The following is a 19465-nucleotide window of genomic DNA, read 5'->3' as shown; positions in this document are numbered from 1 at the left end:
CCAGGTAGTGATCGACCACATTGTCCGTGGCGCGGTGCCGGGCGGCGGGGGTGTCGAGCCGCTCCGCCAGGTCCCGCGCGTAGGCGCGCACCAGGTCGTGAAAGCCGTAGCGCCCCGGGCGCCGTGATTCCAGCAGGTGCGCGTCCACCAGGTCCTCCAGGCGCGCCTCGACCGCGTCGCGGTCGCTCGCCCCGACCAGGGCGCAGGCGGCGGCGACCCCGCAGTCGGGGCCCGGGGCGAGGCCGAGGGCGCGAAACAGCGTCGCGTGGGCGTCGTCCAGTTCGTCGTAGGACATGTCGAAGGCGGCGGCGACGCTGCGCTGCCGGTATTCCAGCCGGGCCAGGGGCGCGCCCCCGCCCAGCAACTTGTCCCGCAGGTCCTCCAGGCTCCACTGTGGCCTGCTGCGCAGCCGGGACGCCGCGATCCGCACCGCCAGGGGCAGCCGCCCGCACGCCTCGACGATCGCGGCCACCAGCGCGCGAGACTCGGGGCGGTCGGCCGCCACGCCCGCCACGTCCACAAACAGCGCGCCGGCCTCGGGGGCCTCCAGCACCTCCACCGGAACCGGAGCGGCCTCGTCCAGTGCGGACAGATGGCGGCGGCTGGTGACGATGACCAGGCAGCTGGAGTCGCCGGGCAGCAGGGGCCGCACCTGCGCCTCGTCGACCGCATTGTCCAGCACCACAAGCATGCGCCGATCGGACAAAAGGGAGCGATAAAGCGCCGCGCGGTCGTCGGTGTCGGCGGGAATCGCCGCGGGCGGCACGCCCAGGGAGCGCAGCAGCCGGTCCAGGGCCTGGCCGGGTTCCACCGGCGTGTCCGTGCCGCTGTAGCCGCGCAGGTCGATGAACAGCTGACCGTCGGGGAAGTCGGCGGCGAGCTGGCGGGCGGCGTGCACGGCCAGCGTGGTCTTGCCAACCCCGGCCATGCCGTCCAGGGCGGTCACCACGGCGGTGCCCGCGGCCTCGGCGCAGCCGCGCGCGTGGGCCCGCACGGCGGCCAGTTCCCGGTCGCGGCCCGTGAACGCGGGGATGTCGGCGGGAAGCTGGGAGGGCACCACCCGTGCCGTGGCCGTGGCCGCCGGGCGGGGACGCGGCGGCGGCGAGTCCAGATCGGGGTCGGCGGCCAGGATGCGGCGGTGCGTCTCGTCCAGTTCGGTCCCGGGCTCGACGCCGAGGTCCTCCACGAGGCGGTGCCGGGTGTCGCGGTACAGCGACAGCGCCTCCTTCTGGCGGCCGGATCGGTACAGCGCCAACATCAACAGGGCCACCAGGTGTTCGCGCAGGGGTTGGGCGGCGACCAGGGAGCGCAGCTCCCCCACCAGGTCGGCGTGGCGGCCCATCGCCATCCTCGCCTCGATGCCGCGCAGTTCGACGCGGTCGCGGCGCTCGGTGAGATGGGCGACGGCGGCCGCCAGACCCGGCTCGATCATGACGCCGCCCAGTGCCGGGCCCCGCCACAGCGCCAGGGCGGCGGCGAAGTCCTCGGCCGCCGCGGCGGGATCGCCGTCGGCCAGGGCCTTCTCCCCCGCGGCGGCGAGGCATTCGAATTCGGCGAGGTCGAGTTCGCCGTCGGCCACGACGATCCGGAAGCCGTGCGGGTCGGCGACGATGCGCGGGTGCTGCGCGTCGGGCGCGCACAGCGACTTGCGGAGCTTCGCCAGGTAGCTGCGCAGGTTGGAGCCCACCGAGTCGGGGGCGGTGGCCCACACCAGGTCGATGAGCCGGGAGCGCGACACCGTCTTGTTGGCGTGCAGCAGAAGCGCGGCCAGGACGGCCTTGCCTCGTCCACCGCCGATGGGCACCGGCTGCCCGTCATCGAACACCTGCATCGGGCCCAGGACCCGAAATTCCATCACCGTGCTCCGCCGCTAACCGTGACTGCGATCACCTTGCGACGAGAATACTCGGTGCCCGTGACGGCCGAGGGCGATGGACGGCGACGCGGTCAGGTGGGCACCGACGACAGGGAGTCCATGTCCTCCAGTTCGCGGCCCTTGGTCTCGCGCACCGCCTTCCAGACGAACACAAAGGACAGCAGCGCGAATCCGGCGTACAGCCCGTACGCCAGGCCCAGGCCGACGTCGGCCAGCCACGGGAACGTCGTCGACACCGTCCAGTTGGCCACCCATTGCGCGGCGGCGGCCAGGGCCAGGGCCGAGGCCCGGATGCGGTTGCCGAACATCTCCCCCAACAGGACCCACACCACCGGGCCCCAGGAGCAGCCGAAGCCGAACACGAACACGTTGGCGGCGACCAGGGCGATCGACCCGGCCGCGCCGTGCAGCACCGGCTGCATCTTGCCGTGCACGTCCTCCAGCGGCGCGGTGCCGAAGACGTACGCCATGGTGGCCAGCGCGATCGTCATGGCGGCGGCACCGATGAGCAGCAAGGGTTTGCGCCCCACCCGGTCGACCAGGGCGATGGCCACCAGGGTGGTGACGATGTTGGTCACCGACGTGATGACGGTGATGAGCATCGAGTTGGATTCGTCGAAGCCGACGGCCTGCCACAGCACGGACGAGTAGTAGAAGATCACGTTGATGCCGACGAACTGCTGGAACACCGACAGCAGGATGCCGACCCACACGATCGGCATCAGGCCGAACGCCTTGCCCCTCAGGTCGGAGACCCGCACGGGCTTGTCGGACTTCAGGGACTTCTCGATCTCGCTGATGCGTTTGTCCACATTGCCGCCGACGACCCGCTTGAGGACCTCCTTGGCCTTGACTAGCTCGTGTTTGGACACCAGATAGCGCGGGGATTCGGGTATCTGCAAGGCCATCACGCCGTACAGCAGCGCGGGGATCGAACCGGAGAAGAACATCCAGCGCCAGGCGTCGCCGCCCCACGGGAACGGATGGTTGGCGCCGCCGGAGACGTTGGCGATGACGTAGTCGACGAGCAGCGCGACGAAGATGCCGGACACGATGGCCAGCTGCTGCAGCGATCCCAGGCGCCCGCGCAGGTTGGCCGGGGAGATCTCGGCGATGTACGCCGGGGCGATCACCGAGGCCGCGCCGACCGCGAGTCCACCCAGGACGCGCCAGATCACCAGGTCCGTCGGCCCCACGGCGAAGCCGGAACCGATGGCGCTGATGAGAAAGAACAGCGCGGCGATCAGCATGACCCGCACCCGGCCCATCAGGTTGGCCAGCTGGCCGGCGAACCAGGCGCCCACCGCGCAACCCAACAACGCCGAGGACACCACGAAGCCCAGTGCCACCGAGCCGATGCCGAAGTCGTCGCCGACGGCCGAGACCGCGCCGTTGATCACCGAGGTGTCGTAGCCGAACAGGAAGCCGCCGATGGCCGCGGCCGAGGCGATGAAGACGGCGTTGATGTGGGCGCGCCGTTCGTCGGCGCTGAGCACGGAGTCGTCGCCCATCGTTCCCCCTCGATGATCCGGACGTATGTCGCACACCGTAGTCCCAAAACGGGCACCGGGTGGTCGGTTCGGCTCGCGCACACATGGAAAAGCCTCGAGGTGGACAATCGTGGGATGCCTTCACGTTCATCCGCCGACAAGCCCCCGGCGTCCTCGCATCATTGGGTGGGCCACATGCCTGGCCACGATGGACTAATCCGGGTAAATCTGCCGCTCACCGGCGGCACGGCCTCCTTCGACACCCCCGCTGATCTCCATTTCGGACATCAGCTCCACCCCGAACGCCCCTTCGACCCGCAGGCCTGGCGCGACAGGATCGGCGAGTATTCCGACGGCGACATCAGCCTGGTGCTGGGAATGTGGTCCGACGACACGATCGGCGCGCCGTACCCGTTTTACGCCGATCTGGACCACGACGTGGTGGTGCGGCTGACGCCGATCGCCGAGAACCGCCTGCTGTCCGAACAGGGCGAGGAGATCACCTTCGGCGACGACGGCGAGCTGCGCATCGCCATCGACCGCTCCGAGGCCACTTTGCTCCGTACACAGTCGCCCGCGGAGGAGGAGGTGAGCTTCCTGGTGTCGGGCGAGGCGACGGTGCTGGCGGGCACCCTGCTGCGTCCCGCGGGAGACGACCCGGTCCCGGGCGTGGTGCTGGCGCACGGTTCGGTGCCGCACCAGCGCGACTTCTACCGGACCTGGGCCCACGCCATGGTGCGCGCGGGCGTCGCCGCGCTGATCTTCGACCGCCAGGGCCACGGCGCCTCCACCGGCGAGCCGCGGACCGGCCTGCGGGACAACGCCGCGGGCATCGAGGCGGCCCTGGACTTCCTCAACACCCGCGACGACATCTCCACGGTGGGACTGTGGGGCATCAGCAATGGCATGTGGACGGTGCCGCTGGTGGCCGCGCGCCGCCCCGACGTCGCCTTCATCGCGGGCACCAGCGCCTCGGGCGTCACCATGGCCGAGGCGGAGGTGCACCGCCGCACCACCGCGCTGGCCGAGGGCGGCGTCGCCCCCAAGGCCGTCAAGGAGGCGGCGGAGGCGTGGCGCCTGCTGTTCGCGATGTACGCGGCGGGAAGCGGCACCGGCACCCAGATCGTCGAGCTGGAGGACCTGCTGGCGAAGCTGCGCGCCGAGTCGACGGTGCGCACGTTCGCCGTGCCCGAATACGCCAAGCACCAGCCGATGCTGTCGCCGCTGCCGCCGCTGGCCCCCGCGGGGGAGACGGCGGGGAAGCTGGGCGAGGCCAACGCCGACATGCAGTACGACCCGGCGGGCAGCTATCGGGTGATCTCGTGCCCGGTGCTGTTGCAGTTCGGCGCGGACGACCCCAACATCCCCGGCGAGGCCTCGGCCGAACGCATCTCGGCGGCCCTGGAGGAGGGCGGCAACAAGGACGTCACCGTGTCCACCTACGCGGGCGCGGGCCACCTGTTGGAGTCGACCGACGGCGAGGTGGTCGGGATGACCCGCGAGCAGGCGACCTACGGTCTGCACGGCGTCCGGCTCGCTCCCGGCGTGATCGGCGAGCTCATCGATTGGATACGGCAGCGCGCGGAGCCGGCAGAGGACTAGCGTTTGGCGGCGCTGAAGGGCTGCGCGAACAGGAACAGCTGGACGGCGCGGGCGCCCTCGGGCTCCTCGCCGTCGGCCCGGCGTGAGTCGAAGCGGCCCAACAGTTCTCGCAGGTCCTCAAGCCACTGACCCATCTCCTCGGGCGTCACCATCGCGATGGCCTGGGAGCCGCCGAACACCTCGCGCCATTCGGGCGGCTCGTCGGTGCGGCGACGCTGCTCGTCGGCGATCCTGCGCAGCGCGTGTTCGGTGAGCACATCGGACAGTCCCGCGGCGGCCACCGAGGTGTCCTCGTCGGTGTGCACCTCGGAGAAGCGGATCGAGCGGTCGGCCAGCCGCCACGGGCGGCGCCGTCCCGCGCCCCTGCCCGCCTCCTCGATGAACCCGAACTTCGCCAGGGCGCGTAGGTGAAACGCGCAGTTGGTGGGGGTCTCTCCGATGGCGTCGGCGGCCTCGGTGGCGGTGAGGGCCGGATGGGCCTGGAGGGCTTCCAACAGCGCGATGCGGGTCGGGTGCGACAGCGCGCGCATCACGTCGGCTTGGGTGATCGATGAGGCCATGTGGGCAGGCTACCTGGTCGAGACGCGCCTTTCGAGAGTACTGTTTCGAGAACTTGCTCTCGAGCGGATTGTCTCGAGGGTCGCCGAACACCGTCGAAGGAGATCGTCGTGGACCGTGTGATCGAGGCGTTGTCGCAGCTGACCGGGCAGACCGTGCGGCGCGGGGAGCTCGTCCGAACCCCGGGTCGCCGGCTGCGGTGGATCGACGTCGGCGAGGGGCCGACGGTCGTCCTGGTGGCGGGCAGCGCCGAGACCTGCCTGAACTGGGCGCCCGTGCTGCCCCGCCTGACGCGGCGATTTCGGGTCGTCGCCTACGACCGGGCGGGCAGCGGCGACAGCGATCGAACCGACCGGCTCAGCATCTCGGCCGAGGTCGACGATCTCGTGGCGCTGCTGGACCGGGTCGGTTCGTCCATTGTCGTCGGACACAGCTGGGGCGGGCTGTTGGCGCAGCTGGCGGCGACACGGCGTCCCGAAGCGGTGCGGGGCCTGGTGTTGGAGGACGCCACCCACGAGGACGTGTTGAAGCGGGCTCCGTTGTGGATGAAGTTGGCCGAGCGCGGCATGGGCATCGGCGTGATGGCGGCGTATCGGCTCGGTCTCTTCGGGAGGCTGGCGGCGAGGTCGGCGCGGCACCTGGCCGAGCACAGCAGCGACGACGCGGGCGTCCGCGAACTCCTCGTGCGGGCCTATATGGACTCCTACGCGACCCGCTCGCAGGTGTCGATGATCCGCGACGAGGCGGCGCTGTCCGATCGCGGCATCGCGGAGCTGCGTCGTTGGCGCGCCACGCACCGGCTTCCCGATGTTCCGCTGATCGCGTTGAGCGCCACCGACAAGCCCGCCAAGCTCCGCGAGATGTGCCTCGGTCACGCCGAGGACGTCTGCGCGGAACTCCCCCGCGCCAGGCACATCGTCGTCGACCGCGCCGGGCACTACATTCACCGCGACCGTCCCGACGCGGTGGCCGCGGCGGTCGATCGCGTCGCCCGACCCGCGGATCAATGACCGGCGCGGCGCGGCGCCACCAGCAGGGTGGCGGCCGCGATCGCCGCGGTGACGGCGAAGACGCCTGCCAGTCCCCCGCGCTCGGCCACGGCGCCCAGTAGCGCGGGGCCCGCGATGGTGCCGACGCCCACCGCCAGCAGGGTGACGCTGAATCCGCCGGCGGGATGGTCCGGGAAGCGTTGGTAGCTCCACACGGCCAACACGCTCGACCCCGCCATGAACGCGGGTCCATACAGGATGGCAGACGCCATCACCGCGACGGTCGAGCCCGGCGCGATCGCCAGCAGGGCCACGGCCAGGCCGAGCGACGCGAACACGTACGCGTGGGTGACGCGCAGCCCGAGCCGCCCGATCACGACTCCCGCCGCCACGCCGAGCGTCCCCGCCGCGCCCATGACGGTCCAAAACACCGCCACGACACCGCCGGCCGACACCGCCGAGGCGGCGAAGGTCCAGTACACCGCGCCCACGAGTCCATAGGAGACGGCGGTGAGGTGTAGCGGGACGGCGGCGCGGCGCAGAAACCTTGCCGGTCGCGGAAGGGAGCCGCGTTCGGCGCGCCCGTGTCCCACCAGCACCAGGGCGTTGAACGCCGTGACCACCGCCGACACCGCCGCGAAGCACACCCACGCCCACCGCCACTGATCGTCGGCCCACGCCAACGCCGCCAGCCCGACCGCCACCACCCCGAACGCCGTCCCGCTGGGGATCAGCCCCATGACCCGTTCGCGCCCCGACGGCGCCACCATCCGATCCACGGCGTCCGACAACGGCGCCCACGCCCAGCCGCTGCTGGTGCCCGCCAACACCAACCCCGCCACCAGGACCACGGTGTCGTGCGCGAGCGCCACCGTCGTCAGGCCGACGGTCGACGCGACTCCCCCGGCCACCACCATCGCGCGCGGTCCCAGCCTCCGCGACCACGCCGCCACGGTGACCAGGGCCAGCACGTACCCGACGTAGGTGGCGCTGCCGATCAGGCCGACGACGCCCATGGACAGCCCGAACTCGGCGCGCAGCCGCGGCGCGAACAGCCCGTACCCGTAGCGCGCGAACCCGAAGGTGACGCCGATGATGGCCACGCCCGCGACCCCGATTCGCCACGCAGGGGTCGCGGAATCCCTGTCGGGCAAGGCATCCGTGCCCGCAGGTCGCGTCTGATTCGTGATCGTCGCGTCGTTCATGACGATCACTGTGCCGCCGTTTCGGGGCGGACACAAGTGGCGTGAATGCCGAGGTTCGCTAAGATTACGCCATGACGGACCCGCCGCACGTGGTTTCGGTGCTGCTGTACGACAGCACCTCGGGGTTCACGGCGGGTATCGTCGCCGAGATCTTCGGCCGCCCCGCCCCCGCGCCGCTGCCGCGCTGGTACGAGCTGCGGGCCTGCGTCGCCGACGGCGACGCGGTGGACATGGTGGGCGGCGCCCGACTCAGCAGCCCCCACGGACTGGACGACCTCGCCTCCGCCGACACCGTGATCGTCCCCGGCGTGCCACACATGTCGGACGACCCGTCGCCGCGGGTGGTCGCGGCGCTGCGGCGGGCGCATCGTCGGGGCGCGCGGTTGGTGTCGATCTGCTCGGGCGCGTACGCGCTGGCGGCCACGGGCCTGCTGGACGGGCGGCGGGTGGCGACGCACTGGGGCGAGGCGGCGGAGCTGCGGCGCCGCCATCCGTCCATCGTGGTGGATCGCGACGTGCTGTACATCGACGACGGCGACATCCTCACGGGCGCGGGCCACGCGGCGGGTCTGGACCTGTGCCTTCACCTGGTGCGCGCCGATCACGGCGCCGAGGTGGCCAACCAGGTGGCGCGCCGCCTGGTGATCCCGCCCCACCGCGAGGGCGGGCAGGCCCAGTTCGTCGAGGCGCCGGTCGCCGCCGACCTCGACGACGACCGCCTGGCCTCCACCATGGACTGGGCCGAGCGCCACCTCACCTCGCCGATCACCGTGACCACGCTCGCGTCCCGCGCCCACATGTCGACCCGCAACTTCCAGCGCCTCTTCACCCGCGCCACGGGAACCAGCCCGATCCGCTGGCTGATCACCCGCCGCGTCCACGCGAGCCTGCCGCTGCTGGAGACCACGTCGGCGTCGGTGGAGGAGATCGGCGCGGCCGTCGGTTTCGACACCGCGGTCAGCTACCGCCACCACTTCGGACGGTTGCTGCGCACCTCGCCGTCGGCCTACCGCAAGGCATTCCACGCGGGCGCGCCGTCGGCGGGGGCTACTGCGGCCTGACGGCCTTCCAGCCGTGCAGGCGGATCAGCTCCGCGGCCACGCGCACGAAACGCTCGGGGTCGAGCACCGAACCCTCGCGGCGAATGTCGTCCTCGTCCAGCGCGAACACCCGGTCCAGCCGCAGGTACGAGTCGCGGTCCTCCCGGTCCCAGGCGCCCGCGCCCAGGGGCAGCCAGTCGGGGTGGTCGTCCTTGCCATGGCTGGACAGCATCATCCCCAGCAGCCGACGGCGGTGCCTGCCGACCACCAACAGGGGACGGTCCTTGCCCTGGCTGGGATCCTCCTCAAAGGGCACCCAGGACCACACGACCTCGCCCGGGTCGGCGAGACCGTCGAGGTCGGGTGAGTACTCGATGGTCGCGGCGTGTTCGGACGTGAAGATCTCGCGGACCTGCGGCCGGGAGGCGTCTGTATGCATCCCAGGAGATTAGCGAACGTCGATCCGAGGCGGGCGGGCGTGTCATGATCGGCGGATGGCGAAACTGGTCCTGGATCTGCACGATATCTACAACAAGGGCGGCCTGATCGACAAGGCGTTGCGCGATGTCATCCACGAGGCCGTGGACAAGAAGATCGCCACCGTGGAGATCATCCCCGGCAAGGGCTCGGGTCAGCTGAAGAAGAAGGTCATCCGGTTCCTGGATCAAAAGGAGATCAAGGCGCTGTATCACCGCGTGGACAAGGACTCCAAGAACTTCGGGCGGCTGTTCGTCTACTTCCAGCACAAGAACGACAAGGGCAAGAAGAAGCGGTTAGCAATCCGCGGGGGCCATTGGGGAACGTGGGAATTGCCATCCGCGCGCGCCGGAACGCGCGGACGGATTGAGTGTTTCCGCCATTCTTACGGGCATTTAGCGGAAATGAACCTACTAGCAGTTTCCGCCGTCGCTGGCGTTCTTCCAGAGGGCGTAGTCGTCGAACTTATAGCTCGGTCCGAGTCCGATATGGAATGAGAGGCAACTGCCCTCTTCAAGATCGTATTTCCCGCCCTCGGAGGCCCGGTGAACCTTGCATTCATCGTTCCCCCCGACGCTCATGGAATATCCTCCGTTGCCGTCGGTGTCCGTGATGGTGAGATACACCCCGTATCCGTCGGCCTCTTTGTCGCAGAGTTCGACATAGTCGCCGTCAGCGTGAAACACCACGCGACCACCCGGGTCGCCGTCATCGGTCCACATGGTGAACCTGCCGTCGTCGGCGTAGGCCGGAGTGGCCAGTGCGAAAACCATACCGACGGTGCTCAACAATGCGAGCGAGGTCGTGGCGATTGCTCTTTTCACACAAAGATCCTTTCGCGTTTAATGACAATTCCGTGCGCCATTCGACAGTACCGTCGGCGAACTGAAATCGTCAACGAAAGTCACGTGACGATCCATATGGGATGATCAATGATCATGGGCCGTTGTTGAGAATATCGAGTATGACGGAACGGTTGGTAACCAATGGATTACCTGGTTGGTGGTCGCGCTTCCATATCGTTCCTTTGTCTCTTATGGAGTCCATATTCCCTCCATAAAGTCAGGCCGGAGCGCATCAGGTCGAGCAGCCGCGCGCGCTGCTCCTCGTCCACACTGGCCATGGCGATTCCGTTTGCCAGTGTCACCAGGTCCGCCGCCCTCACGTCGGCCGCGACGGCGCCGCGACGCCGGGCCCGGTCCAGGAGCAGCCCCGCCGCCTGGCGCATCGCCGCGTGCCAGCTTTCGAACAATGTGGACCGATCGCCTTCGCCGCCGGCGGTGCCCGCCAGGGCCAGCTCGCGCTTGGTGGACACATGGGTGATGAACTCGGCGAGCCACTCGAACAATCCGTCCACGGCGTCGTCGGCGGACAGGAGCCGCCGGGCGCGGGCGCAGACCTCCTCGATCTCCTCGGCGTACGCCGCGACCAACAGATCGCGGCGGGTCGGGAAGTGCCGATACAGGGTCGCGCTGCCCACGTTGGCGGCCTTCACCACCAGGTCCAGCGGGGCGTTGGTGCCGCGTTCCGCGAACACCCGCCGGGCGGCGGCCACCAGGGCGTCACGGTTGCGCTGGGCGTCGGCGCGGGGCTGGGGCATGGGTCTCCTTGAAAGTGGGGACTTCTCCGTTTATCATCGCATCACGAAACGGAGAACTCCCCACTTTATTCGAAGGAACACCATGGACATCTCGTATCAGGACAGGGTGGACATCACCGAGCTGATCGCGACGCACGGGCACCTGGTCGACGCCGGCGAGCTGGACCGCTCGAACGCGCTGTTCACGCCCGACGCGACGTTCGACCTCAGCGATTTCGGGCAGTCGGAGTCCGCGGGGCTGGCGGAGGTCGCCGCGACCACGCGGGCGCTGGGCGACGCCCATCCCGTGGGGCACCACGTCACCAACACCGTGCTCACGCCGATCGGCGAGCGGCGGGTGCGGGCGGTGTCGAAGGGGATCGGCGTCATGGCGGACGGGAGCTGCGGTTCCGTCACCTATACGGACACGCTGACCCGCACCGCGGCCGGCTGGCGGATCAGCCGGCGCGCGATTCGGGCGCACCGGCGTCCCCTGGGCGGAGGGTGATCGGGCGGGCGCCGGCATTCGCGATTCCCCGAAAAGGCCGAGGAACAGATATGCTGATGGTCAGCAACGGAAATCCGAATGGTCAACCGGTCGGGCGCGACCCGCCCCCGGCGACTCATGGTCTGTAGACAAAGGAGGCTGATCCCACATGTCGGCAACCACAACAACCTCGCAGGGACGCAAGTTCCGCGCTTACACCTCAAGGCACCTGGACGAGCTGTTGACGCGTGCGGGTCTGCCCGACGAGCGTCGGCTGCGCACCCGCGCGGTGTCCACCGTGCTTCCGTTCCGGACGAACGACTACGTCCTCGACGAGCTCATCGACTGGGACAACGCGGAAGACGACCCGATGTTCCGCCTGGTCTTCCCCCAGGAGGACATGCTCGACGCCGCCGACGTGACCCGGCTGGCGGCGCTGCTGGACGCCGATCCCCGCGGCGCCGACCTCAAGGCCGAGGTGCACGCGGTGCGGCGCAAGCTCAACCCGCACCCCGCCGGTCAGCTCGTCCTCAACAAGCCGAAGCTGGACGGCGAGGGCATCCCTGGGATGCAGCACAAGTACCCCGAGACCATTCTGTTCTTCCCGCAGCAGGGCCAGACGTGCCACGCCTACTGCACCTACTGCTTCCGCTGGGCGCAGTTCGTCGGCGAGCCCGACCTGAAGATGGCCACCAACGACATCGACCGGCTGGTGGAGTACATCAGGGCGCGGCCGTCCATCACCAGCGTCCTGTTCACCGGCGGCGACGCCATGATCATGGGCGCCCCGGTGCTGCGGCGCTACGTCGAACCGCTGCTGGAGCTCGAACAGCTGGAGTCAATACGCATGGGCACCAAGGCCCTGGCGTACTGGCCGCAGCGCTTCGTGACCGACCCCGACGCCGACGACACCATGCGCCTGTTCGAGCAGGTGGTGGCCAGCGGCAAGAACCTCGCGTTCCAGGCCCACTTCTCGCACCCCGCCGAGCTGCGCACCGAGATGCTGCGCACCGCCGTGAAGCGGATCCAGTCCACCGGCGCCATCATCCGCACCCAGGCCCCGCTGATTCGCACCATCAACGACGACGCGCAGGTGTGGACCCAGATGTGGCGCACCCAGCACACCATGGGCATGATCCCGTATTACATGTTCGTCGAGCGCGACACCGGGCCGCAGGACTACTTCTCGGTGCCGCTGGTGCACGCCTACGAGGTGTTCCAGGAGGCGTACTCGCAGGTGTCGGGGCTGTGTCGCACGGTGCGCGGGCCGTCCATGTCGGCCGATCCCGGCAAGGTGTCCGTCGACGGAGTCACCGAGATCAACGGGACGAAGGTGTTCGTGCTGCACATGATCCAGGCCCGCGACCCCAAGATCGTGGGCAAGCCGTTCTTCGCGCACTTCGACGCCGACGCGGTGTGGCTGAACGATCTGAAGCCCGCGTTCGCGGAGAAGTTCCCGTTCGAATAGGACGTTGACGCGTCAGCCCCGGGCCGTGGCCCGGGGTTTGTCGTATGCGCGCGGCGACGAACTACCTCGATCGTCGTAGACGAACGGCCTCTCGCCGTGCGATGTGCCCGGGCGGCTTTGCGACAACCCTTGAGGACACCAAACCTCCAAGAGATGGGAACCCCATGTCCGCCAAGGATTCCACCTTCCGCCTGTCCAAGCCCGTCCGCAAGTCGTTGCTGGCCGCCCACGTGATCACGTCGGTGGGCTGGCTGGGCATCACCCTGGCCGACCTCGTGCTGGCCATCACCGTCAACACCACGTCCCAACCGGCGACCCAGCACTCGATCTACTGGGTGCTGCGGATCATCGGCAACGTGGTGCTGCTGCCCATCAGCCTGTCGGCGCTGGTCACCGGGGTGCTGGTGTCATTGGGGACGCCGTGGGGCCTGCTGCGGTATCGCTGGGTGCTCGTCAAGTTCGGGCTCACCGTGGTGACGGTGCTGTTGACCTGGTTCTCGCTGACGCCCGGGTTGCGGGAGTCGGCGGCGATCGTGGCGCACACGCCGTTCGACCAGATGGCCAGGGTGGACGGTTCGGATCTGATGTACGCGGCGTGCGTGTCCACCACCGTCTACACCGGAAACGTGCTGCTGTCCATCTTCAAGCCCTGGGGCCGCACCGGTTGGGGGCGACGGGTTCTGGCACAGCGATAGGCGTGCGTCAATGTGTTCCGTACGGCGGCCCCGAAATCGAGCCGGCGATGTCGATCAGGTGGTCGGCCAGTGCGCGCGGGTCGGCGAGGAAGGGCGAGTGGCCCGTGTGCATGGTGTACACCTTCTCGCAGGGCATCGCGGTGTACATCTGGCGCTGGCGCTCGATGGTGAGGGCGCGATCGCGCGTGCACTCGACGTAGAAGCGCCGCACGGTCGTCTCCTCCGGCGGGGGCGACGACGCGGGGCCGGTGCGCGTCGGTTCGGGCACCAGGCGAGCCAGTGCCCGGGCGGCATCGTCCGGATCGCAGTCGTGGTAGAAGACCGCGGCGGCGCGGTCCGGATTGACCCGCGTCTGGCCCGGGGCGGCGTCGCGGACGACGGCCTCGGGAAACCGGGAGCGCGGGTCCGGTCCCAGGTCGTGGGGGGTGTGGCCCGGCGGCAGCAGGAACGCGGTGAGATACACCAGGGCCCCGCAGCGGCCGGGATACCGCCGGGCGAGCTCGGAAATCACCATGCCGCCGGAGGAGTGTCCTACCAGGATCGCCGCTTGGCTCAGCCGGTCGAGCACATCGGTGGACGATCGCGCCGCACCGGTGAGGTCCGGGGCGATGACGTCGTGGCCGGACTGCCGCAGCAGTGGCGCGAGGCGTTCGAAACACCAGCCGCCGTGGAAGGCACCGTGTATGAGCACGAATGTGGACAATGTCGTCCTTTCAGGATTGCGGGGGAACCAGTCCGTCGGCCACCAGCGCCAGCGCCTCGCCGAGCACGTCCGCGATCGGTTGGCCGCGGGTCGCGGCGAGCGTCCGCGCACTGTAGAAACTCGCCATGACCACGTGGGTGAACACGACCGGATACATGTCGTCGGGACGCAGCCGACAGCGCCGCGCGATCGCGGCGGCGAGGGCGTGTTCCAATTCGGGTCGGTGGGCCGGGGTCATGCCGGGATAGCGGCGGAAGAACCGGGGCCACAGGTCGGCGAGGTCGCGGTCGGCTTCCAGGTCATCGAGCGCCTCGGTCAGGACGGCGCGGGCGCATTCCAGCGGACTCTCCGAGGCCGGGCGCGCCTCCACTTTGGCGCGCAGCTCGCCAGGCGTCCACGGTGGGTCGGGGATGAACACCGCGGACTTGCCGTCGAAGTAGTTGAAGAAGGTGCCGCGCGCGACATCGGCGGCCTCGGTGATCGAGGCGATCGTGACCGACTCGACGCCGTCGGCCAAGGCGAGGCGTAGCGCGGCGGCCTGGATGGCGCGCCTGGTGTCACGTTTCTTGCGTTCGCGGCGTCCCAGGTCGTGGCTCATCGGGGCCACCATAACACGAACTTGTACTTCGTACAATTTTGTCATTCGTCTAACTTTTTCGGCCATCGGTGCGACAACCTCGGACCGAGTCCGAGACGTCTATGTGTTTAGCGGGAAGACACCTGACCAAAGGAGCATCGTTTCCATGCGCAGACGCACTCTCTTCACCGGCCTGGCCGCCGTGGGCGCGGCGGGTACCGCCGCCGCCGTCGTCGGGCCGATGGCCATGGCCGATGCCGCGAACTATTACGTCGCGGTCACCGAGCAGGTCCAGAACAAGGTGATGATCTTCGCGCGCAACAGTCCCTGGAACGACGCCCACATGGCGCGCAGCTTCTCCCCCGGTGGCGGCGGCTGGAGCAACCTGTCCGATGTGAAGTTTCGCAACACCACCCGCTATGGCGCCGTCGGCCTGGTGACCGCGTCGGGCGGCAACGTCGGCGTCTGGAACATCACCGACGAGAAGCACCAGGAGCACAACGATCTACTGTGGTCGGCGTCGCCGGGCGGCAATCCGCACGCCATCGAGCGGATCCCGAACAACGGGTCGGTGGTGACGGCCAGCTCCGGCGGGTACCTGACCCTGTACGCGCCCGGCGGTTCGAGCATGGGCTCGCTGGCGAAGGTGAAGACGTACGACTTCGCGGGGGCGCACGGCGTGCTGTGGGACGACATCGGCAAGCTGCTGTGGGCGGTCGGCCGCAATCAGGTGCGGGCGTTCAAGGTGACGGGTTCGGGTCGCGGCACGCGGCTCGCCGACGCGGGGCGCCACCATTCGCTTCCCGGTCTGGGCCACGACCTGCAGCCCGACTACCACGACCACACCAAGCTGCTGGCGACCGACGGCAGGGGCGTCTACCAGGTCGACAGGGCCACCGCGGCCACGAAGCAGATCTCGGGCACCAACGGCGTCAAGTCATACTGCCGCCACGCCTCGGGCGACTCCTTCTGGGCCATCCCGAACTGGGGCGGCCACAGCAACTGGCGCACCAACACCATCGGCTTCAGCAACGGCTACAAGCGCACCCGCTCCGGCGCCGGGTTCTACAAGGCCCGGTTGTTCAAGCTGGAGTTCCACTAGATCGGACGGCCCGGGCCCCAGCGGCTCGGGTCCGCGCGCGCTCGTATGTACCCTTGCAGTTACGTAACTTGTTTGGTACATTCGCCGCATGGACGCCGTGTTGCAAGCCCTGTCGAACCACGGCAGGCGCACCATGCTCGCCGAACTCAAGCGGGGACCCGCCACCGTGAACCAGTTGGCGGCGCTGCTGCCGATCGCGCGCCCGGGCGTCTCGCGCCACCTGCGGGTGCTGCGGGAGGCGGGCCTGGTGGAGGTTCGGCAACACGCCCAGTTTCGCGAGTACCGCCTGCGCCCCGAGCCCCTGCGGGAGCTCGACACATGGCTGGGCGGGTACCGCGACCTGTGGCAGCGGCGTCTGACCGACCTTCACTCCGAGGTGGAGCGAGGGAAACGCGAGCGAGAGGAACGGGCATGAGCGACGGAACCGGCGTGGTCGGGACACTGCATCTGATGGACGGCAAGGGGGTCGTGCGCATGGAGGACGTCTTCGACACCGCCATCGAGGACCTGTGGAGCGCCCTGACCGAGCCGAAACGCCTGGCGCGCTGGATCGGCGAGGTGGAGGGGGAACCCCGCCTGGGCGAGCGGGTGCGGGCCCGATTCACCAGCAGCTGGGAGGGTTGGCTGCGCGTCGACGTGTGCGAACCGCCCCGCAGGCTCGAGGTGGCGTCCCTCGACAACGACGCGTCGACCGTCATCGCCGCCGAGCTGTTCGCCGAGGGAGACAGGACCCGGCTGGTGGTGGAGGAGCGCGGGTTCCCGGTGCCCGAGGTCGCCGCGCACGGCGCGGGCTGGCAGGCGCACATCGAGGACCTCGGCGCCTACCTCGCCGACACGCCCCGACGGGACTGGGTCACCCGGTGGAAGGAACTGTCGCCAAGCTACCGGGAGCAGGCCCGTGATCTCGCCTGAATCGCCGGTGCGGCAGGCGAAGCCGACGCCGCGGGCCGAACTGTTGTGGTTTCTCGACGCCCAGCGCGGCAGCGTGCGGGCCATCGTCGACGGTCTGACACCCCAGGACGCGGGGCGAGCCGTGCTGCCCAGCGGGTGGGCGGTGGCGGGGATGGTCGCTCACCTGGCCGGGGCCGAGGACTTCTGGTTCCGCCAGGTGCTGGCGGGCGGGCAGGGGCCGCCGCCGTGGCGCGACGGCGACGCCGACGTCCACGCCGACGGGGTGTTCGGATCCACGCACGCCCTGCCGACGGCGCTTCGGTGGTACGGCTCGGCTTGCGCCGCATCGAATTCCGTCATGGAGGACGTCGACATGGACGCGTCTCCGCGCGGCCCGGTCCTGCCCGACCTCGCCGACGAGATCCACACCGCGCGCGGCATCGTGCTGCACATGATCGAGGAGACCGCGCGGCACGCGGGGCACCTGGACGCCGCGCGGGAGCTGCTCGACGGCGTCACGGGCCTGGGGCCGCGCTGAGGGCGTCACAACAGTTTGTTGTGGACCTTCTCGAGATGGTCGACGTCGACCCCGTCCAGACAGCCCACGATCTCCACGCGGGGATGCGGCTCCAGGCGGGCCTCGCTGGGCACCGCCAGGACGACGCAGCCCGCGGCCGTCGCGCTGGCCACGCCCGTCGGCGAGTCCTCGATGGCCAGGCATTCGTTGGGGGCCAGGCCGAGGCGGCGCATGGCCGTGGCGTAGGGCTCGGGGTCGGGCTTGTTGCGGGCGACCTCGTCGCCCACGATGGTGACGTCGAACCAGTCGTCGCCGATGCCCGACAGGATCACGTCGACAAGCTCCCGCCCCGTGGCCGTCACCAGGGCGGTGCGGTAACCCTTGGCGCGCACCGCTTCCAGGAGCTCGCGCGCGCCGGGCCGCCAGACCACACCGCCGGCGAACAGCGCCTTGACCCGCGCCACCAGCCAGCGGGTGTTGTCCGCGATGCCGTCGGGCGACAGGCCGAGGCGGGAGTGCAGCAGCACCATGGATTCGTACTGGTCCATGCCCACCAGGTCGGCGCGCAGCTGGGGCGTGAGCTCGTGGCCCAGGCGGGCGCACAGGTCGCGCAGCGCCACCGCCCACAGCTTCTCCGAGTCCAGCAGTGTGCCGTCCATGTCGAACAAGACGGCGCGCAGTCGTGCCTCGCTCATCCGTGATCTCTCCCTCGTCGCCGATTCATCGAGCCTGGCGGGCCCGGTGAAACCCCGTGTGACCTCACGTTACTTCGCGTTGAAATACGAGGCCTCGGGATGGTGAACGACGAGGGCGTCGGTGGACTGCTCGGGCGTGAGCTGGAACTCCTCGGTGAGTTCGACGTCGATGCGCTCGGGGCGCAGGATCGACACGGTCTTGGCGCGGTCCTCCAGCTGGGGGCAGGCCGCGTAGCCGAAGGAGTAGCGGCAGCCGCGGTAGTCGACGCCGAGGACGCCGTCCAGGTCGGACGGGTCGGAGTCGACCAGCGAGGTGCCGTCGGGCAGCAGCATCTCCGAACGCATCCGCTTGTGCCAGTACTCGGCCAGCGCCTCGGTGAGCTGGACGCTGAGGCCGTGCACCTCGAGGTAGTCGCGGTAGGCGTGCTGGGCGAACAGCTTGGCGGTGTACTCGCTGGCCGCGCGGCCGATGGTGACCAGTTGCAGGCCGATGACGTCCAGCTCGCCCGACTCCTTGGGGCGGAAGTAATCGGCGATGCACAGGCGGCGTTCGCGGCGCTGCCGGGGGAAGGTGAAGCGGGCGCGTTCGCTGTGGGCGTTCTCGTCCAGCACCACCAGGGTGTTGCCCTCGGAGTAGCAGGGCAGGTAGCCGTAGACCACGGCCGGGTCGAGCACCTTGTCGGTGGCGAGGCGGTCCAGCCAGTAGCGCAGGCGCGGGCGGCCGTCGGTCTCGACCAGGTCCTCGTAGGAGGGTCCGTCGCTGCCGCGGGACGGCTTCAGGCCCCACTGGCCCAGGAAGGTGGCGCGCTCGTCCAGCATCGCCGCGTAGTCGGCCGTGGGTACGCCCTTGACGACCCGGGTGCCGAAGAACGGGGCGCGCGGGATCGCCACATCGGTGGCCACATTGGAGCGCACCGAGTCGTCGTCCAGGGACGGGGCCGTGTCGGCCTTGAGCTCGGCGTGGCGGGCGCGGCGGGCGCGGCGCCGCTCGATCTTGGCCTGCTGTTCGGGGTCGATGACGGCGGTGCCGCTGCGCCGCGACTCCATCACCTTCTCCATGAGGGTGAGGCCCTCGAAGGCGTCCTTGGCGTAGTGGACCTGGCCGTCGGCGTACATCTCCCGCAGGTCGTCCTCCACGTAGGAGCGGGTCAGGGCGGCGCCGCCCAGAAGCACCGGCCAGCGCTCGGCGAGGCCGCGGGACATCATCTCGGCGAGGTTGTCCTTCATGACCACGGTGCTCTTCACCAACAGCCCCGACATGCCGATGACGTCGGCGCTGTGCTCCTCGGCGGCCTCCACAATGGCGTTGAGGGGCTGCTTGATGCCGATGTTGACGACGCTGTAACCGTTGTTGGACAGGATGATGTCCACCAGGTTCTTGCCGATGTCGTGCACGTCGCCCTTCACCGTGGCGAGCACGATCCGGCCCTTGCCCTCGTCGGCGTCGTTCTTCTCCATGTGCGGTTCGAGGTAGGCGACCGCGGCCTTCATCACCTCGGCCGATTGCAGCACGA

Annotated in this window: 21 protein-coding genes and 1 pseudogene; 11 read left to right on the top strand and 11 right to left on the bottom strand. The window is 69.5% G+C overall.

All coding sequences use genetic code 11. The annotated features are described in order from the left end of the window. Nucleotides 1–1855: AfsR/SARP family transcriptional regulator (locus VE172_RS12150; RefSeq protein ID WP_324801791.1), on the bottom strand; the 1855-nt coding region annotated here is incomplete at its 3' end. A 92-nt stretch (nt 1856–1947) separates the two neighbouring features. After that, entirely contained in the window at nt 1948–3387 is a 1440-nt protein-coding gene (locus VE172_RS12145) for a sugar porter family MFS transporter (protein WP_324801787.1), read from the bottom strand. A gap of 114 nt (nt 3388–3501) precedes the next feature. Here VE172_RS12145 and VE172_RS12140 point away from each other — a divergent pair, with 114 nt between their 5' ends. Next, a complete protein-coding gene (locus VE172_RS12140) occupies nt 3502–4968 on the top strand; it encodes an alpha/beta hydrolase family protein (protein ID WP_324801784.1) in 1467 nt (488 codons plus the stop codon). Here VE172_RS12140 and VE172_RS12135 read toward each other — a convergent pair. After that, on the bottom strand, nt 4965–5528 hold the full coding sequence (locus VE172_RS12135; protein WP_324801781.1) for an ArsR/SmtB family transcription factor: 564 nt from the start codon (nt 5526–5528) through the stop codon (nt 4965–4967). The genes VE172_RS12140 and VE172_RS12135 overlap by 4 nt on opposite strands. A gap of 108 nt (nt 5529–5636) precedes the next feature. Between VE172_RS12135 and VE172_RS12130 the strand changes: the two genes are divergently transcribed. After that, nucleotides 5637–6536, top strand: coding sequence for an alpha/beta fold hydrolase (locus tag VE172_RS12130; RefSeq protein ID WP_324801779.1), 900 nt, complete (start codon nt 5637–5639; stop codon nt 6534–6536). Here the strand turns inward: VE172_RS12130 and VE172_RS12125 are convergent. Continuing rightward, nucleotides 6530–7720 carry a YbfB/YjiJ family MFS transporter gene (locus tag VE172_RS12125; RefSeq protein ID WP_324801777.1) on the bottom strand — a complete coding sequence of 397 codons (1191 nt, stop codon included), beginning with the start codon at nt 7718–7720 and terminating at the stop codon, nt 6530–6532. The genes VE172_RS12130 and VE172_RS12125 overlap by 7 nt on opposite strands. A gap of 71 nt (nt 7721–7791) precedes the next feature. Between VE172_RS12125 and VE172_RS12120 the strand changes: the two genes are divergently transcribed. Further along, complete coding sequence (locus VE172_RS12120; RefSeq protein ID WP_324801774.1) at nt 7792–8781, top strand: helix-turn-helix domain-containing protein; 990 nt, start codon at nt 7792–7794, stop codon at nt 8779–8781. Here VE172_RS12120 and VE172_RS12115 read toward each other — a convergent pair. Next, complete coding sequence (locus tag VE172_RS12115; protein WP_324801772.1) at nt 8768–9199, bottom strand: type II toxin-antitoxin system PemK/MazF family toxin; 432 nt, start codon at nt 9197–9199, stop codon at nt 8768–8770. The genes VE172_RS12120 and VE172_RS12115 overlap by 14 nt on opposite strands. Before the next feature lie 55 nt (nt 9200–9254). On the opposite strand from VE172_RS12115, the pseudogene VE172_RS25445 reads away from it, so the two are divergent. Then, a pseudogene (locus tag VE172_RS25445) lies at nt 9255–9509 on the top strand (Smr/MutS family protein); the annotation flags it as partial. A gap of 141 nt (nt 9510–9650) precedes the next feature. Here VE172_RS25445 and VE172_RS12105 read toward each other — a convergent pair. Together VE172_RS12105 and VE172_RS12100 are read right to left on the bottom strand one after the other, a co-directional pair. After that, the gene (locus VE172_RS12105; protein ID WP_324801766.1) at nt 9651–10061 is read right to left on the bottom strand and encodes a hypothetical protein; all 411 of its coding nucleotides are present in this window, start codon (nt 10059–10061) and stop codon (nt 9651–9653) included. 167 nt (nt 10062–10228) lie between these two features. Continuing rightward, nucleotides 10229–10837: a TetR/AcrR family transcriptional regulator gene (locus tag VE172_RS12100; protein ID WP_324801764.1), complete on the bottom strand. Its 609-nt coding sequence runs from the start codon at nt 10835–10837 to the stop codon at nt 10229–10231. An 82-nt stretch (nt 10838–10919) separates the two neighbouring features. Here VE172_RS12100 and VE172_RS12095 point away from each other — a divergent pair, with 82 nt between their 5' ends. From VE172_RS12095 to VE172_RS12085, 3 genes are all read left to right on the top strand, one after another. Further along, the gene (locus VE172_RS12095) at nt 10920–11324 is read left to right on the top strand and encodes a nuclear transport factor 2 family protein (protein WP_324801761.1); all 405 of its coding nucleotides are present in this window, start codon (nt 10920–10922) and stop codon (nt 11322–11324) included. A 148-nt stretch (nt 11325–11472) separates the two neighbouring features. After that, on the top strand, nt 11473–12771 hold the full coding sequence (locus tag VE172_RS12090) for a KamA family radical SAM protein (protein ID WP_324801758.1): 1299 nt from the start codon (nt 11473–11475) through the stop codon (nt 12769–12771). Nucleotides 12772–12935: 164 nt separating this feature from the next. Continuing rightward, nucleotides 12936–13466, top strand: coding sequence for a hypothetical protein (locus tag VE172_RS12085; RefSeq protein WP_324801756.1), 531 nt, complete (start codon nt 12936–12938; stop codon nt 13464–13466). Nucleotides 13467–13473: 7 nt separating this feature from the next. Here the strand turns inward: VE172_RS12085 and VE172_RS12080 are convergent, their stop codons facing one another. Next, a complete protein-coding gene (locus VE172_RS12080; protein WP_324801755.1) occupies nt 13474–14169 on the bottom strand; it encodes an alpha/beta fold hydrolase in 696 nt (231 codons plus the stop codon). Between the two features lie 10 nt (nt 14170–14179). Further along, nucleotides 14180–14767, bottom strand: coding sequence for a TetR/AcrR family transcriptional regulator (locus tag VE172_RS12075; protein ID WP_324801753.1), 588 nt, complete (start codon nt 14765–14767; stop codon nt 14180–14182). A 145-nt stretch (nt 14768–14912) separates the two neighbouring features. Between VE172_RS12075 and VE172_RS12070 the strand changes: the two genes are divergently transcribed. From VE172_RS12070 to VE172_RS12055, 4 genes are all read left to right on the top strand, one after another. Then, nucleotides 14913–15848, top strand: a complete 936-nt coding sequence (locus tag VE172_RS12070; RefSeq protein WP_324801750.1) for a DUF6528 family protein — start codon at nt 14913–14915, stop codon at nt 15846–15848. 88 nt (nt 15849–15936) lie between these two features. Further along, a complete protein-coding gene (locus tag VE172_RS12065) occupies nt 15937–16263 on the top strand; it encodes an ArsR/SmtB family transcription factor (protein WP_324801747.1) in 327 nt (108 codons plus the stop codon). Then, nucleotides 16260–16760, top strand: a complete 501-nt coding sequence (locus VE172_RS12060) for an SRPBCC family protein (RefSeq protein WP_324801744.1) — start codon at nt 16260–16262, stop codon at nt 16758–16760. Before VE172_RS12065 ends, VE172_RS12060 begins: the two co-directional genes overlap by 4 nt. Then, nucleotides 16747–17277: a DinB family protein gene (locus VE172_RS12055; protein WP_324801741.1), complete on the top strand. Its 531-nt coding sequence runs from the start codon at nt 16747–16749 to the stop codon at nt 17275–17277. The genes VE172_RS12060 and VE172_RS12055 overlap by 14 nt, the downstream gene beginning before the upstream one ends. Nucleotides 17278–17282: 5 nt before the next feature. On the opposite strand, the gene VE172_RS12050 is transcribed toward VE172_RS12055, so the two are convergent. Further along, the gene (locus VE172_RS12050; protein ID WP_324801738.1) at nt 17283–17951 is read right to left on the bottom strand and encodes an HAD family hydrolase; all 669 of its coding nucleotides are present in this window, start codon (nt 17949–17951) and stop codon (nt 17283–17285) included. 69 nt (nt 17952–18020) lie between these two features. Continuing rightward, a partial coding sequence (locus VE172_RS12045) for a vitamin B12 dependent-methionine synthase activation domain-containing protein (RefSeq protein ID WP_324801735.1) occupies nt 18021–19465 on the bottom strand: 1445 nt, incomplete at its 5' end.

This window comes from Stackebrandtia sp. (genome assembly GCF_035643755.1).
Classification (GTDB): Bacteria; Actinomycetota; Actinomycetes; order Mycobacteriales; family Micromonosporaceae; genus Stackebrandtia.
Note: the sequence above shows the minus strand (reverse complement) of the source record. Positions and strands in the feature narration are given on the sequence as shown.